The organism is Lachnospiraceae bacterium oral taxon 500, assembly GCA_002999035.1.
Classification (GTDB): Bacteria; Bacillota; Clostridia; order Lachnospirales; family Vallitaleaceae; genus W11650.
In genome coordinates, this window is sequence record CP027241.1 from 1,958,817 (window position 1) to 1,974,296 (window position 15,480).

13 protein-coding genes are annotated in these 15,480 nt (G+C 48.2%); 11 read left to right on the forward strand and 2 right to left on the reverse strand.

Translation table 11 applies throughout. The features are described 5' to 3' along the window. The first annotated feature begins 137 nt into the window (after nt 1-137). Entirely contained in the window at nt 138-833 is a 696-nt protein-coding gene (locus tag C3V36_08940) for a hypothetical protein (protein ID AVM69356.1), read from the forward strand. Between the two features lie 13 nt (nt 834-846). Here the strand turns inward: C3V36_08940 and C3V36_08945 are convergent, their stop codons facing one another. Together C3V36_08945 and C3V36_08950 are read right to left on the reverse strand one after the other, a co-directional pair. Further along, nucleotides 847-2,109: an MFS transporter gene (locus C3V36_08945; GenBank protein ID AVM69357.1), complete on the reverse strand. Its 1,263-nt coding sequence runs from the start codon at nt 2,107-2,109 to the stop codon at nt 847-849. Nucleotides 2,110-2,143: 34 nt separating this feature from the next. After that, entirely contained in the window at nt 2,144-3,745 is a 1,602-nt protein-coding gene (locus C3V36_08950; protein AVM69358.1) for a hypothetical protein, read from the reverse strand. Nucleotides 3,746-4,293: 548 nt separating this feature from the next. Here C3V36_08950 and C3V36_08955 point away from each other — a divergent pair. The 10 genes from C3V36_08955 to C3V36_09000 all read left to right on the forward strand — a co-directional run bounded on the left by C3V36_08955 (nt 4,294) and on the right by C3V36_09000 (nt 15,479). Then, nucleotides 4,294-5,760 (forward strand): glutamate--tRNA ligase, encoded by a 1,467-nt coding sequence (locus C3V36_08955; protein AVM69359.1) that lies wholly within the window; start codon nt 4,294-4,296, stop codon nt 5,758-5,760. 150 nt (nt 5,761-5,910) lie between these two features. Next, nucleotides 5,911-6,582, forward strand: a complete 672-nt coding sequence (locus C3V36_08960) for a uracil-DNA glycosylase (GenBank protein AVM70496.1) — start codon at nt 5,911-5,913, stop codon at nt 6,580-6,582. Beyond that, nucleotides 6,530-7,876 (forward strand): homoserine dehydrogenase, encoded by a 1,347-nt coding sequence (locus C3V36_08965; GenBank protein AVM69360.1) that lies wholly within the window; start codon nt 6,530-6,532, stop codon nt 7,874-7,876. The genes C3V36_08960 and C3V36_08965 overlap by 53 nt, the downstream gene beginning before the upstream one ends. 321 nt (nt 7,877-8,197) lie before the next feature. Next, a complete protein-coding gene (locus tag C3V36_08970) occupies nt 8,198-9,040 on the forward strand; it encodes a hypothetical protein (GenBank protein AVM69361.1) in 843 nt (280 codons plus the stop codon). A gap of 264 nt (nt 9,041-9,304) precedes the next feature. Then, nucleotides 9,305-10,045 (forward strand): Fe-S cluster assembly ATPase SufC, encoded by a 741-nt coding sequence (gene sufC / locus C3V36_08975; protein ID AVM69362.1) that lies wholly within the window; start codon nt 9,305-9,307, stop codon nt 10,043-10,045. A gap of 151 nt (nt 10,046-10,196) precedes the next feature. Continuing rightward, a complete protein-coding gene (gene sufB / locus C3V36_08980) occupies nt 10,197-11,606 on the forward strand; it encodes a Fe-S cluster assembly protein SufB (protein AVM69363.1) in 1,410 nt (469 codons plus the stop codon). A gap of 9 nt (nt 11,607-11,615) precedes the next feature. Continuing rightward, nucleotides 11,616-12,749: a Fe-S cluster assembly protein SufD gene (gene sufD / locus C3V36_08985; GenBank protein AVM69364.1), complete on the forward strand. Its 1,134-nt coding sequence runs from the start codon at nt 11,616-11,618 to the stop codon at nt 12,747-12,749. Next, the gene (locus C3V36_08990) at nt 12,739-13,962 is read left to right on the forward strand and encodes a cysteine desulfurase (protein ID AVM69365.1); all 1,224 of its coding nucleotides are present in this window, start codon (nt 12,739-12,741) and stop codon (nt 13,960-13,962) included. Before sufD ends, C3V36_08990 begins: the two co-directional genes overlap by 11 nt. Then, complete coding sequence (locus tag C3V36_08995) at nt 13,952-14,389, forward strand: SUF system NifU family Fe-S cluster assembly protein (protein ID AVM69366.1); 438 nt, start codon at nt 13,952-13,954, stop codon at nt 14,387-14,389. Before C3V36_08990 ends, C3V36_08995 begins: the two co-directional genes overlap by 11 nt. Before the next feature lie 28 nt (nt 14,390-14,417). Then, nucleotides 14,418-15,479, forward strand: a complete 1,062-nt coding sequence (locus C3V36_09000; GenBank protein AVM70497.1) for a type IV pili twitching motility protein PilT — start codon at nt 14,418-14,420, stop codon at nt 15,477-15,479. The last annotated feature ends 1 nt before the right edge of the window (nt 15,480 follow it).

Below are 15,480 nucleotides of genomic sequence, written 5' to 3' on the forward strand. Positions count from 1 at the left end.
TTGCGTGCAAAAGCATTTTGAGCGAACAGACTATATGAGCGCTGATGCGGAGAGAAAATCCGTAAGGATTTTCTCACACTCACGCTTAATTTATGATATAATGCAATAAACATAAAAAAGCGGGAGGAAAATAACAAATGAAACATGCGGGAAAAATAATTATCATTGGAGTTGGTATCGGTGTGGTGCTGTTAATTGTGCAAAAGAGCCTTCGGATTGACGAGGCTGCCTTTAGCAGAGCGTATTGGCTGGCCGCCCCGATCGTTATTATCGGCGTGGTGCTGATTAATCTGCTGTATAACCTGTTTTATATCAATAAGATGCGGGAAATCGGCCGCTTGCTGTATACGGGGAAGGCGCGCGAATATGTTGCCGGCATGGAGGCTTTGCTTAGAACCGCCAAGGGCAAAAACTTACGCCATATCTTAGCACTGAATTTGACAGCCGGTTATGTGGAACTGAAAGAGTTTGATGCTGCGATCGGCATATTGGAAGAGCTGTCCGCCCAAGGTTTGAAAGGTGATGCCGCCAATGTTGTCCATCATATCAACCTGTGTACAAGCTATTTTGAAACCGGACAATATGAAAAAGCAATGGCACTGTACCGGGAAAGCCGGCCGCTTTTCGAGAAATTTCGCTCCAACCAAAGTTACGGCGCTTATATCGCGGTTTTGGATATGCTGGCCGCGGTCAGGGAACAAGATTATGATCGGGCGGAAGAACTGTTGAAAGCGGCAGTGCAAATGTATGACGATCCCCGGGTGCAAAAAGCCTTTCTCAAGATCGGACAGAAATTAGAGGAAGGGAAAGACAGCTCCATGAAAATCAAATAAAAAGTGTGCCGTCTTATTTTCCCTTAACGGCTTCCGGCTTGGCACTGAAATCGACTTTCAGCAGGAAAACCAGTCCCAGAAGAAACAGCGGAATCAGGCTCAGCACGCCGAGTCGGGTATTATTAGTCAAATAGCCGACGCCGCCGATAATCATCGGTCCCATTGCTGCCGAAAACTTTCCGAAGATACTGAAAAATCCAAAAAACTCGGCTGAGTTTTCCTTGGGAATCAGCTTACCGAAAGAGGAACGGGAAATGGCCTGAATCCCGCCCTGCTGCGTGGCAACCAGTACCGCCAACAGCCAAAAGTGAGTCGGTGTCGTCATCCGGTAGCCGATATAGGTAATCAGTACATAAACCAAGATAGCGACTGTCAGCAAAATCTTGGCGGAAAACTTATTAATAACATGGCCGAAAATAATTGCGGCCGGAAAGGCAATGATTTGAACGACCAGCAGGGCAATCATCAGGGTATTGCTGGAAATACCGATGCCGCTGGCGTAAACTGTCGCCATACTGATAATGGTATGTACGCCGTCAATATAAAAGAAATAAGCAATTAAAAACAGGACGACGTTGCGGTAATGGTTGATTTTCTTTAAGGTGTTGAACAAACGGCGGAGCGAGGAGCGAACCGGATTTTTTTCCTGCTCGACATAATACTGTTGGTCGACATTTTTTAAGATCGGCACCGAGAAAACCAGCCACCAGACGGCAGTAATAATAAAGGAAATCTGCGTGGCCAGCAGCGTGGTCAGGCCAATCGCCTCGGCTTTCATGATGATAGCGATTGAAATGACAAAGGGAATACAGCTGCCGATATAGCCAAAGGCATAGCCATAGGTCGATACTTTATCGTATCGATCCTCGGTCGTTGCGTCGGTCAGGAAGGAGTCGTAGAACAGGTTGCTGCCGCTGAAGCCAAGAACGGACAGGACGTAAATGGTCAGACAAAAGATATAATTATCTTCCCGCACCAGCGACAGGGCGGCAGTTGAGAGCAGACCGATTGCCAGAAAAGCCGAGAAAAACTTTTTCTTAAAGCCTTTATAATCGGCAATTGTGCCTAAAACCGGTGCCAGTACCGCGACCATGATCGTTGCAATCGTATTGGAGATTCCCCAATAATATTGTTTTTCAACGGCAGTTAAACTTTTGGCAGCCACATTGGTATAAAAAATCGGCAAAATGGTTGAAGTGACGGCCATAGAATACGCGGAATTGGCCCAATCATAAGCAATCCAGCTTAATTCTTTTTTCGTGAACTTGTTTTTCATTCAGGAACCTCCTAATAGAATAATGACATAGTTGCTATTTATAAAAGGAAATCGGATCATGCTCAAAAAAAGCACGGGGATTGACATAATATCCGTTGACGATAACGCCGTAAGTAAAAACCGGAGCCGGCGTTTCTTCCGTTTTGGCGCAGCGGCCCACTTTCTGCCGGGCAAAAACATAGCTGCCGGCACTGACCGATAGCTCAGACAGTTCGGAATAGACGCTGAACACCCCCAGTCCGTGGTCGATCACAACGGTATAACCGCCTTCAGGCGTTTGCTCGGCTACCCGGACGCTGCCGTTGGCAGCAGCTGAAATATCCGCATCGCCGGTAAAAGCATAAAGCTGACAAAAAGGCTGATAGGAAAAATCCCGGTGAGTTAATGTTTGCCCGTAGATATAGGTAACGGGAACGGCGGCCGGATAGTTAAAAACACCATACCACAGTTTTTCGGCGTGGGAAGAGCCGGTGATTTTTTTAGCCAGAGCCAGATAATAGGGGTCAGTTTCGGCCTTTTTGCTTAGCAGGGCGGCGTTTTTGGCACTGACGGCGGCTTTCTCGGGCGTGCCGGTCGATACAGTCAGGTTTTCCTTACACAGTAAGGTTTCACTGCTGCCGCTGCCGGTAATTGTCAGCTCATATTCGCCGGCGGCCGTACCTGCCGGCACCGGCAACAGGCCGTAATACTTTCCATTGATCAGGGTCAGGCCGATTTCATTTTCCCACAGGGCCGAAGCGGCGCTGATGCGGCCGCCGGAATCGTAGTTTTCAATCGTCACCGCAATCGGAAAACCGGCAGCCACAGCCAAGTCCAATTTAATCTTTGGCGGATAATTCACTTCAATTTGAAAAACATAGGTTAGTGCTGCGTTATAGGGCAGCTCCGAATCAGACCAGACTGCTTCCACCTCATAGGTATAATCGCCTTCCTGCACAGGAATTTCAAGGCTGTTTGAGCTTAACAGGGCGTGATTTTTAACCGTTTGGCCGCCAACCCGAATCGTTTCATAGACATGATCGGGCGGCTTTTCCGCAAAGGTATAGGTCAAATGAAAATCAGTATCCGTCACAATATAATTGGTTGACTGCTCCTGCTGGCTGTTAATTTGATAGGATAAAAAATTATTTTGGTAGGTTTCATAGTTCCATGTGCCGGAAACGGAGTATTTAATATCCTTGCTGTTTAAATAAAACTGCGCGGCCGGAGCGTGATTTTTGCGAAAAATCATGTTAAAATAGCCGGTTTCGATAATCTGATGAAAGTATTCCGGTGCCACGGCGTAAATATGGCGTTCGTTTTGGAGGAAAGCAATATCCTTTTCAAAGTCGAAGGACAGCCGGTAGATGGCTGTTAAGACCGTGCCGGAAAAAAGCTGTAAGGAAAAAGTATGAGGAAGTCCGGGCAGGTCGGCATCATCGTCAATTTGGCCGTGAGCAAAGGTATCATCAAAAACTGCCAAAAAAAGCTGAAGCTGTTCCTGATGCTGGGCGGCGGAAAGGGTAAACTCGCCTAAATTGCTGTACGGGAAGTTAAGCGGGGTAAAACGGATGGAAGTTACCGGCCGCGAGTCTGCTTTCGAGGCGCAGGCAATCAGGAAAATACAGAAAAAAATTAAACAGAAACCTCGCCGCATACTCTCTCTCCTTTTTTTATTATCCGGCTCCCCCTTCGCCGAAAAATGCAGTCTTTTACCGCAGTGCGCTCCGGTTGAAACATTCGCTTTCTGCCCGGGCGGGCGACCTACCCTGATCGAAAGCTCCGCTTTCTGCCCGGGCGGGCAGTCTGCCTAAAAAAGATGATTTTGACGAACATAGGAAAGCTGAGTTTATTATAATGTTTTTTATGGGATTTGACAACTGATATATTTAAAAATAATATGTATTTGCTTGTTAGCTGTATTTGCCTATATTGAAAGTGAACTTTCATATAGGCAACATAAGCTAACAATCTTGATAATATGTTTTTGTTGCCTATATAAGAGCTTGCTTTTAATATGGGCAAACAGAGCATATTAGCGTGTGTAAGCGTCCATGCCCGCAGTTTGCCGACGGTTTCACAAATTATCAGTCGCTTATCGATGGTAACTTTTAAAAAACAAAGAAAGTTCAATGACAAAACCATTGAAAAAAAACAGGCCTTATAGTAAAATGGGAAATATCATCAGAAAAGAGGGAAAGGAAAATGAAAAATCAAAGAATCAGAACCAGATTTGCGCCCAGTCCGACCGGCAGAATGCATGTCGGCAACCTAAGAACCGCATTATATGCCTATTTGATTGCCAAGCACGGCGACGGCGACTTTTTGCTGCGGATTGAGGACACCGATCAGGTCAGACAGGTGGACGGGGCGCTGGATATTATTTACCGGACAATGGATTTTGCCGGCCTAAAGCATGACGAAGGCCCGGATAAGGACGGCGGCTACGGACCTTATGTCCAGAGCGATCGTCAGAAAGAAGGGCTTTATTTAAAATACGCCAAAGAATTGATTGAAAAGGGCGAAGCCTATTACTGCTTTTGCAGCGAGGAGCGTTTGGAGAAGCTGAAAAATGAGCAGGAAGCAGAAAAGGGAGTGTACCGCTATGATAAGCATTGCCTGCACCTCAGCCCCGAGGAAATTGAGGCGAAGCTTGCAGCCGGAGAGCCTTATGTGATTCGGCAGAACAATCCGAGCGAAGGCACGACGACTTTTTCCGACGTGATTTTCGGCGATATTACCGTACCCAACAATGAATTAGAGGATATGATTTTGATTAAATCAGACGGCTATCCGACCTATAATTTTGCCAATGTGGTAGACGACCATCTGATGGCCATTAGCCATGTGGTCAGAGGCAATGAGTATTTGTCCAGTTCGCCCAAGTATAACCGGCTGTATGAAGCATTTGGCTGGGAGATTCCAACTTATGTGCATGTGCCGCTGATTACCGATGAGGAGCATAAAAAACTGAGCAAACGTCTGGGGCATTCTTCCTATGAGGACTTGCTGGAGCAGGGCTTTTTAAATGAAGCGATTATTAACTTTGTGGCGCTTTTGGGCTGGAGCCCGAAGGATGAAAATGAAATCCTGTCTTTAGAGGAACTGGTGGAGCAGTTTGACTATCATCAGATTAAAAAGTCACCGGCGGTGTTTGATATGCAGAAGTTCCGCTGGCTGAACGGTGAATATATTAAAAAGTTGTCGGATGAGAGTTTTTACCAAAAGGTGGAGCCGATGCTGAAAGCGTATTTTGATACCAATCCGGATCTGGATTTGCCGTTTATGGCAGCTTTGGCCAAAACCAGAGTGGAAACCTTAAACGATGCGGTTCCGTTATTGGCCTTTTTCAAAGAAATGCCGGAGTTTGGCGAAGAACTTTATACCAATAAAAAGATGAAGACAAGCCCGGAAACGGCGCTGACCATGCTGGAGCAGATTTTGCCGGTGCTGGAACAGATTGAGGACTGGACGCAGGATAATCTTCATAATACGGTCATGGACTATTTAAAGGCGCATGAGATTAAAACCGGTATGATGCTCTGGCCGCTGCGGATAGCGGTTTCCGGTCAGGAATCAACGCCCGGCGGCGCTTTTGAAATCCTGAAAATATTGGGTAAAAATGAGGCGTTAAAGAGAGTCAGAAGCTCAATTGAAAAGTTAAAAAAATAAAAGCTCGGGGCGGTCAAAAGCCGATAGAAGCTTTTACCGGAAAGTTGTGCTTGGATTTTTAGTGCTTCAGAGAAACGGGCCTGCTTTTATAACTTACCCGGAAGGAATACAAACGGAAGCCTATGTAATAGGAAGAAACAGGGGATGGCAATGAAACAGATATTTCATAATGACTGGCAGGCAATATTGCAGCCGGAGCTGGAAAAGCCGTATTATCAGGAACTGCGTTCGTTTTTGATTCAGGAGTACCGCAGCCGGAAAGTTTTTCCGCCGATGCAGGAGATTTATTCAGCGTTCCATAAGACGGCCTATCAGGACGTGAAGGTTTTGATTTTGGGACAAGACCCTTATTTTAATGACCGGCAGGCGAATGGTCTGGCTTTTAGTGTGTCGAAAGAGGTTGAGATTCCGCCGTCCTTAGTTAATATTTATAAAGAGTTGGCAGATGATTTGGGAATTCCGCCGGCGGCGCACGGCGACCTGAGTGCTTGGGCGGAGCAGGGGGTGATGCTGCTGAACGCAGTTTTGACGGTCAGAGCTTATCATGCCGCTTCCCATCGGGGCATGGGTTGGGAAACCTTTACGGCCGAGGTGATCCGTAAGCTGGATCAGAGAGAGAAGCCGGTGGTTTTTATCTTATGGGGCAATGATGCCCGCCGCCAGAAAAGTCTGATTACCGGGCGGCAGCATTTGATTTTAGAATCGGCGCATCCCTCACCGCTGTCGGCTTACCGGGGATTTTTCGGCTCCCGGCCGTTCAGCAAAGCCAATGAGTTTTTGCGCCGAAACGGAGAAACTGAGATTGATTGGACGATCAGATAGGAGAAGAGGATTGAAGATTGGGATTGGATTATTGGGTCTGGGGACGGTCGGCGGCGGAGTATATAAGCTGCTGACTGACCGCGCGGCGGCGATTGCTCAGCAGATCAACAGTGAGTTGACGATTAAAAAGATTTTGGTCAGGGATATTGCCAAAGCCAGAAAACTGGAAATTCCGGCGGAACTGTTGACAACGGATTACAGCCGGATTGTAAATGACCCGGAAATTGATATCATAGTTGAGCTTTTGGGCGGGCTGGAGCCGGCGTATCAGTATATTACCGAGGCACTGCAAAACGGCAAGTCGGTGGTGACGGCCAACAAGGATGTGATTGCCGGTTATGGCGTGCGGCTGCACCGGCTGGCGGCCGAGTATGAAGCGGATTTGTGCTATGAAGCCAGCGTGGCCGGAGGAATTCCGGTTTTGCGCGGGCTGGTGCAGGGCTTGGCTTCGGATGAAATCTATAAGGTGATGGGCATTGTCAACGGTACGACCAATTATATCATGACCCAGATGGCGGAAAGCGGGCTGGATTATCAGGTGGCGCTGAAACAGGCGCAGGAGCTTGGCTTTGCCGAGCCGGATCCGACCAATGATGTTGAGGGCTTTGATGCGGCCCGGAAAATGACGATTTTGGCATCTCTGGCGTTTTCAATGGGACTAAAGTTGGAGGACGTTAAGGTTAAAGGCATTTCCGATGTGACCTTAGAGGACATTCGGGCGGTGAAAGAGTTTGGCTATGTCATTAAGCTGATTGGTGTAGCCAAGCAGGATAACGGCAAAGCGGAAATATCGGTTGAGCCGACGCTGCTCAAAGAAACGCATCCGCTGGCTTCGGTCAAAAATGAGTTTAACGCCATTTACCTGTACGGCAGCGCTGTCGGCCAAACCATGTTTTACGGGCCGGGCGCGGGCGAGATGCCGACGGCGATGGCGGTGGTATCGGATATTATGGAGAGTGCCAAAAACAGAAAAATGGGCGTGGGCGGCAAGGGCTTATGGCGGCCGAATCTGCCGGCGGTGATGAAAACGGCGGAGGAGATGGAGGCCAAGTATTTCCTGCGGCTGGTAGTCAAGGATGAAATCGGGGTGCTTAATAAGATTACCGAGGTTTTTGCCCGATACCAGATCAGTATTGAGAATATTTTGCAGGAGCTCCACGAGCAGTCGGGACAGGCCGGGATTATCATTATTACGCACCGGCTGGTGCAGAGCAACTTTGAAAAAGCGATGGCGGCTTTGCAGCACATGAAGGAATTGATCGATTTAAAAAGCTGCTACCGGGTCGAAGAATAAAACAGCGCTTTTGCCGAACCGAGCGGAGGCTAAGTTTGTCCTGAAAATAAAAATGAGCTTGTAAATTTGTGAAAAGTGCTGACGGAAAGCGGTTAAAATAAGATTTTGACCGCTTTTTTGCAGTTAATTGTGCGCGAAAATATTAAGATACTTTAAAACTTAAAAATGGGCTTGTAAATTTGACGAAAGAAGTTTATAATGACCATGAGTACAAGGAGGTACTCGGAACTTTAATTTTGCCGGTTTGAGCGGGCGTTAATCAAACAGCGGTGCTTTGGCCGGAAAAATGAAGTCGGTGGCCAAAAGAAAGGAGTTGAAAAAATGGTAACAGGAGTGAACAGTACACAGTTATACCCTTATAAGCTGTACGGCAGAACCAGCCAGTCGATGACGGTGGCGCAGATTAAGGAACTGAATCAGGCCAATCAGCCGATGGCAGCCAAAAAGAAAGAGAACCCGGAAGTACAGAAGAGGACATCTTTTGTTGAAAGCTTATCCAAAAAGTATCCGGGAATTACTTTTGGCATCGGCAAAAATACGGTAACTTCAAAAGGCGTCAGCGATAAACCGGCAGTGAATCTGGCGGAAGAACTGGTTGACAAAATGCGGACGGATTCGAAGTTTGCCAGGAAAATGGAAACAAAAATCCAAAACGCAGCCGAAATGCAGCGGGGAGCAGCCGCTAACGCAGCCGCAGCCGGAGCGTCCTATGAATCGCTGGCCGTTAATTTTGATAAGGACGGCAAAGCCGAACTAAACGCCAAGCTGTCGGATAAGAAACCGGATTACTCCACGGCCGGAATGTATCAAAGATATCTGCTAAATGCAGGTCGGGAAAACGGACTCGGACAGCAGACGACAGGAACAAATACCGGTGCGCAGACTTACAAGGTAACGGCGGCAACGGATTCGTATGAGCGGGTGAAGAATTCGCTGAATCAAAATTGGGCAGAAAAGCCTAAAACAGCATCTAAGGATAAGTACGCCGGGATAGACGACGCTTATGGCCGGATTGCCAGAAGCCAGGAATATCAGCGCTATTCCCAGGCGGATAAGCTTGCTTCGGGTAAGGGAATAAGAGATTCTTTATTACAAAACTCTTATAAAAACAGCTTTACGGCGGATCCTTTCTCCTATCGGGGCGGAATGAATTATTTTTTATAGACAGAACGTAAGCGAAGGCTTTCGGGATTTTTCCGGAAGCCTTTTAATTTTGTTTTGTGAAAAGAAAAACGAACATAATTAAAAAACCAAAAGACAAGACTTTTAATACGGCAAGAAATGTGGTATACTTAGAAGAAGTAAAATTTACAGGCTAATACGGCTGGTGTTTGACGGAAGATTTTTGATGGCGCCAGGAGCGCCGGAATATGGTTTTCAGCCGCCGAAAAAGCCGAATGAAAATAAAGCAGAAAAGGAAGAGAACTTATGAGCGCATTATTAGAAGTAAAAAACTTACATTCTCGGATTGCCGAGAGAGAAATATTAAAGGGCATTGATTTAACGGTCAAAGCCGGTGAGATTCATATTATCATGGGGCCGAACGGCGCGGGCAAATCAACGCTGGCCTATACGCTGATGGGGCATGAAGCCTACGAAGTAACAGCAGGCGATGCTTTTTTGGATGGTCAGGAACTGCTCAATATGAGAGTTGACGAAAGAGCGAAAGCCGGCTTATTCATGAGCTTTCAGACACCGGAGATCATTCCCGGCGTTACGGTCGAAAACTTCCTGCGGACAGCGAAGGTGGCAGTGACCGGTCAGGCTCAGAAGGTGATTCCTTTTAAGCGGGAACTGATGAAAAATATGGATCTTTTAAATATGGACGTGAAATATGCCAGCCGCTATTTGAATGAAGGCTTTTCCGGGGGCGAAAAGAAGAAAAACGAAATTTTGCAGATGCTGACCTTGCAGCCGAAAGTGGCGATTTTGGATGAAACCGATTCGGGACTTGACGTTGATGCCATCAAAGTGGTGGCTGACGGGGTCAAGGCCTTTGCCAATGATACCAACGCGATTATCGTGATTACCCATTATGATAAATTATTGTCGTATTTAGATCCGGATTATGTTCATATCTTAGTGGACGGAAAGTTTGTTAAGACCGGCGGAGCGGAGTTGACCAAGGTCATCAATGAACAGGGCTTTGAAGCCTTTTTGGAGAAATAAGAACCTGTGACGGCAGAAAGACAATGAGGCCGCTGGCTGCCGGGAACGCTAAGCCCTTTAATAAGGGAAAGCGGAACGGATAACGAGGCAAAAGAGGTTGGCGCCGGTTAAATCATAAGCGGCGGAAGATGAGGAAAACAAGGAGAAAACAGTGGAAGAGAAAAGAAAAACATATGTCGCCGATGTGGAAAGGGGCATTTACGATATTAAAGACGAAGAAAACTTCGAGTTTAAAACCGATTCCGGTTTGACCGAAGAAATCGTCCGGGAAATATCCGAAGAGAAAAAAGAACCGGCCTGGATGCTGGAAACCAGATTAAAGGCCTTACAGATATATAACAGCAAACCGTTTCCAACCTGGGGCCCGGATATTTCGGGACTGGATATGGATAACATCATTACCTATGTCCGGCCCAAGACAGCCATGCAGCATACCTGGGACGAAGTGCCAAGCGATATTAAAAATACCTTTGAGCGCTTAGGTATTCCGCAGGCGGAAAGGGAATCCTTAGCCGGAGTAGGCGCACAGTATGATTCGGAAGTGGTTTATCACAATTTGCAAAAGGAACTGGCCGATCAGGGTGTGGTTTATCTGGATATTGAAACGGCTGTCAGGGAATATGAGGATATTGTCAAGGCTCATTTTATGAAGCTGGTGCCGCCGACCGATCACAAGTTTGCGGCGCTGCACGGGGCAGTCTGGTCGGGCGGCTCGTTTGTGTATGTGCCGGCCGGAGTGCAGGTCGAGATTCCCTTGCAGTCCTATTTTCGGCTGAATGCCAAGGGGGCGGGTCAGTTTGAGCATACTTTGATTATTGTGGAAAAAGGCGCAAGACTGCATTTTATTGAGGGCTGCTCGGCGCCGAAATATGATGTGGCCAATCTTCACGCTGGCTGCGTTGAGCTTTATGTTCGGGAAAATGCGTCTTTGCGTTATTCAACCATTGAGAACTGGTCGAAAAATATGTATAACTTAAATACCAAGCGGGCAGTGGTCGGGAAAAACGCCCGGATGGAATGGGTATCCGGTTCCTTTGGTTCCAGAGTGTCAATGCTTTACCCGATGACGATTTTAAAGGGCGAGTATGCCCAGGCCGAGTTTACCGGTATTACCTTTGCCGGTGAAGGGCAGCATTTGGACACCGGCTGCAAGGTAATTCACGCCGCCAGCCATACGACCAGCAATGTCAATACCAAGTCGATTTCCAAAGACGGCGGCTTTGCCTTTTACCGGGGGCTGGTGAAAACGACGCCGGAAGCCGAGCATTGTAAATCAACGGTATCCTGCGAATCGCTGATGATGGATAATCAGTCCAAGTCCGATACTTTGCCGATTATCACGCTGGCCAATGATAAAATTGATATGGGACATGAAGCCAAAATCGGCCGGATCAGCGATGATGCGATTTTTTATCTGATGTCCAGAGGAATTGATGAAATCGAGGCCAAGACTATGATTGTCAGCGGCTTTGTTGAGCCGATTACCAAGGAGCTGCCGCTGGAATATGCGGTCGAGCTGAATAACCTGATCAGTTTGGAATTTGTCGGTTCGATAGGATAGGAGAAAGCAATGGGAAATTATTTGAAATACAGAGAAGCGGCGAAACAGAGCTTTGCTGCGCTGCCTTATCCGGTCTGGAAACGAATCGGCTTTGGCGGTTATGAGGTGCCCGCACCGGAGTCGGCGTCGGCGGAAGCCAGGGCCGAGATTGTTTCGGAGATTCCGCTGGCTGGCCTGGAGAGTTTAAGCGAAGAGCAGGCGCAGGCTTTTTACCAGAGAATCAATCAGTATAAATATGGGGTTGACCCTAAGTTTGTTCATTTAACGGAGGGCTGGAGCAATTTCAGCCGGGTGTATCATTTAAAGCGGAATCAAGTTGCGGCTGAGCCGATTCATATTTGCTTTGACTTATCCGGGGAAGCGCTGCTGGCGGATGAGCATTTGATTTATGCCGAGCCGGGTGCGGAAATGACTTTAGTTTTGGAATATCGGGCGCAGAAGGCGGACGTTCCCAAGGCCGGTGAATATCATGTCGGTCTGATTAAAGTCATTGCCGGGGAAAATGCGCAGATTAAGGTTTATGTGGCGCAGACCCTGCCGGAAAACAAGGTCCATATCATGAATGCCGTCGCCGAATGCGCGGCCGACGCCAAGGTGTCGTTTTACACTGTGGATTTAGGCGCCGAGGTCGTTGCTTCCGATTATCACAGCTATTTGCTGGGCGAAAGCGCGGCGGGGGCGATGGAAGGCGTTTATTTGGGCGAGGCGGAAAACCGGCTGGATTTGAGCTACAATATTCAGCATTACGGGGTGCGGACGGATTCCTTCATTGAGGTCAATGGCGCGCTGGCCGGCAGCGCCAAAAAGGTGTTTCGCGGTGATATATATTTCCACAAAGGTTCCGGTCAGTCCACCGGCCGGGAAGCGGAATATGTGATTTTGCTGAGTGAAAATGCCCGGGCTGACGCGATTCCGGCACTGTTTTGCGATGAAGATGACGTCTCCGGCGAGCATGCCGCCAATGCCGGAACGGTTGATGAAAATAAAATGTTTTATTTGATGAGCCGCGGTTTTACGGAAGCGGAAGCCAAAAAACTGATTATCCGGGCGTCCTTTTCCGGTGTATTTGATCAGCTGCCGCTGCCGGATTTAACTGAGCGGATGGAGAAAGAGCTGGAAGGGAAGTTGGGAAATGTACGATAACAGTCAAATCCGAAAGCAATTTCCGGCGATTGCAAACCACCCTGAGGTGATTTACTTTGATAATGCGGCTTCCACCCAGAAACCGGAGGCGGTTTTGCGATGCCTGACCCGCTACAATCAGGCCGGTCACGCCAACATTCACCGCGGCGCCTATCGCTGGTCAGTGGAAGCAACGGAAGCTTATGAGCGAACCAGAAAAAAAACGGCGGCCTTTCTTCATGCCGCTGCGCCGGAGCAGATCATATTTACTGCCGGAACGACGGCTGGTATCAATTTGGTGGCCTCGACTTACGGCCGGGCGAATATAAAAGCCGGAGATAAGATTGTGGTCAGCCTGCTGGAACATCACAGCAATTTTGTGCCTTGGCAGCAGTTGGCGGAGCAGACCGGCGCAGAACTGATTTTTTTAAATATTGACGAACAGGGCGCTTTGATAGAAGCGGAATGGGACAAGGTGATTGTCCCCGGTGTTAAGCTGGTGGCGGTGACTATGATGTCCAATGTACTGGGGATAGCAACGCCGATTGAAAAATTGATTGAGCGGGCACATGCCGTCGGGGCAGTGGTGATGATTGATGCCGCACAGATGGTTTCACACCGGCCGATTGACGTTCAGGCCTTAGATGCGGATTTTTTAGCGTTCAGCGCCCATAAATGCTTCGGCCCGACCGGAACCGGCGTGCTTTATGGCCGGAGAGAGCTGCTGGAAGCGATGCCGCCGTATCAATTCGGCGGTGATATGATTGAATATGTGACCAAAGAGAAAACAACCTTTGCCCCCCTGCCGCAGAAGTTTGAGGCCGGGACGACCAATATTGACGCTGTCATTGCCTTTGCGGCGGCGCTGGATTTGATGGAGCAAATCGGCTGGCCGGCGATTCAAAAGATAGAAGGAGAGCTAACGGCCTATGCTTTGGATAAGCTTCGCCGGACGGAGCATATTCAGCTTTACGGTGATGTGCCCGGAGCGGATAAAGGGCCGGTAATTGCCTTTAATATCGAGGGCGTTCATCCGCATGACGCAGCCAGTATTTTGGATAATGCCGGCATTGCCGTGCGGGCCGGGCATCACTGCGCGCAGCCGCTGATGAAAGAACTGAAAATACCGGCGGCGGTCAGAGCCAGCTTTAGCATATACAATACCAAAGAGGAGATTGATGTGTTTGTCGAGAGGTTAAAGGAAGTCAGGAGGTGGTTGGGCTATGGATCTTAGTCAGATTTACACGGAGGTGATTACCGAGCACAGCCGGGCGGCGCATAACCGCAAACAGCTGGCCGAAGTCACCCACAAGGAGCATGGACATAACCCCAGTTGCGGCGATGATATTATGCTGGAACTGGATATTAAGGACGGCAGGATTGCAGATGCGGCTTTTTCCGGCAGCGGCTGCGCCATCAGTCAGGCATCGACTTCAATGATGATTGATTTGATTCGGGGGCTGCCGGTAGCGGAAGCAAAGGAAAAAGCCGAGAGCTTTTTGGCCATGATCAAAGGAGAAAAAACAGAGGAAGAATTGGCAGACGTCTTAGAAGATGCAGCGATTTTGGCGAATATTAAAAACATGCCGGCCAGAGTAAAGTGTGCAGTTTTGGCCTGGCACACCTTAGATGAGATTCTAAAGAAGGAGTCAGGAGAATAGTATGGAAACTTCGTCGCAGCTGGATTATATGGATTTTTTGCTCAATAAAACAATGGAAATGAAAGGAACCGATTTGCATTTATGTGCCGGCAGTAAGCCTTTGGTTCGGGTCAATTCCAGTTTGATTGATATTGAAGGGAGCGAGCGGCTGCGGCCGGATCAAATTTCCGAATTTGTGCATGAATATTTAACCGAGTTTCAAATACAGGAACTGCAGCGGGAAAAGTCACTGGATTTTTCCTATTCCCGGCGAAGCTTAGGCCGGTTTCGCTGCAATGTTTATTATCAGCGGGGCACTTACGCGATTGCCATTCGGGCGCTGCCGATTGAAATTCCGAAGTTTGAGGATCTGGGTCTGCCGGAAGTGATTAAGAGTTTTGCGAATAAATCCAAAGGTCTGGTGTTGATTACCGGTGCTACCGGCAGCGGAAAATCTACGACTTTGGCCAGTTTGGTCGATTACATCAATGAGAATAAGAAATATCATATCATTACGGTTGAGGACCCTTTGGAGTATCTGCATAGTCATAAAAACAGCATGATTACGCAGCGGGAAGTGGGGGGCGATGCCATTAATTTTGCTTCGGCTTTAAAATCTGCTTTAAGAGAGGATCCGGATGTGATTATGGTTGGGGAAATGCGGGATATGGAAACGATGCAGACCGCGCTTACAGCCGCCGAAACCGGACATTTGGTGCTGACTACGCTCCACACCGGCAGCGCGGTCAAGGCGATTGACCGGATTTTGGACGGTTTCAGCAAAGAGCAGCATACTCTGGTGCAGAGCCAGCTGGCAAGCGTACTGGAAGGCGTTGTATCGCAGCAGCTTCTGCCCCGAGCCGATAAAAGAGGATTGATTGCCGTGGCTGAGGTGCTGTGCGTAACACCGGCCGTGCGCAATATGATTCGCGAGGGCAAGCATTTTCAGATTTCCAATTTGATCCAGATGGGCGATAAACAGGGGATGGTGTCAATGGAAAGAACCTTGGCCAAACTTGCCAGGGATGGTGTGATTAGCCATGAGGTCGGCTATCTGAAGTCGGCGGATTCGCAGCTTTTTGAAAACTATTTCAAGCAACCTAGTCTCTAAG

What these genes read in the sequence shown, in the direction of transcription:
- C3V36_08940 (AVM69356.1), top strand. Translation starts at nt 138, where the DNA reads ATGAAACATGCGGGAAAAATAATTATCATTGGAGTTGGTATCGGTGTG.
- C3V36_08945 (AVM69357.1), bottom strand. Translation starts at nt 2,109, where the DNA reads ATGAAAAACAAGTTCACGAAAAAAGAATTAAGCTGGATTGCTTATGAT.
- C3V36_08950 (AVM69358.1), bottom strand. Translation starts at nt 3,745, where the DNA reads ATGCGGCGAGGTTTCTGTTTAATTTTTTTCTGTATTTTCCTGATTGCC.
- C3V36_08955 (AVM69359.1), top strand. Translation starts at nt 4,294, where the DNA reads ATGAAAAATCAAAGAATCAGAACCAGATTTGCGCCCAGTCCGACCGGC.
- C3V36_08960 (AVM70496.1), top strand. Translation starts at nt 5,911, where the DNA reads ATGAAACAGATATTTCATAATGACTGGCAGGCAATATTGCAGCCGGAG.
- C3V36_08965 (AVM69360.1), top strand. Translation starts at nt 6,530, where the DNA reads ATGAGTTTTTGCGCCGAAACGGAGAAACTGAGATTGATTGGACGATCA.
- C3V36_08970 (AVM69361.1), top strand. Translation starts at nt 8,198, where the DNA reads ATGGTAACAGGAGTGAACAGTACACAGTTATACCCTTATAAGCTGTAC.
- sufC (AVM69362.1), top strand. Translation starts at nt 9,305, where the DNA reads ATGAGCGCATTATTAGAAGTAAAAAACTTACATTCTCGGATTGCCGAG.
- sufD (AVM69364.1), top strand. Translation starts at nt 11,616, where the DNA reads ATGGGAAATTATTTGAAATACAGAGAAGCGGCGAAACAGAGCTTTGCT.
- C3V36_08990 (AVM69365.1), top strand. Translation starts at nt 12,739, where the DNA reads ATGTACGATAACAGTCAAATCCGAAAGCAATTTCCGGCGATTGCAAAC.
- C3V36_08995 (AVM69366.1), top strand. Translation starts at nt 13,952, where the DNA reads ATGGATCTTAGTCAGATTTACACGGAGGTGATTACCGAGCACAGCCGG.
- C3V36_09000 (AVM70497.1), top strand. Translation starts at nt 14,418, where the DNA reads ATGGATTTTTTGCTCAATAAAACAATGGAAATGAAAGGAACCGATTTG.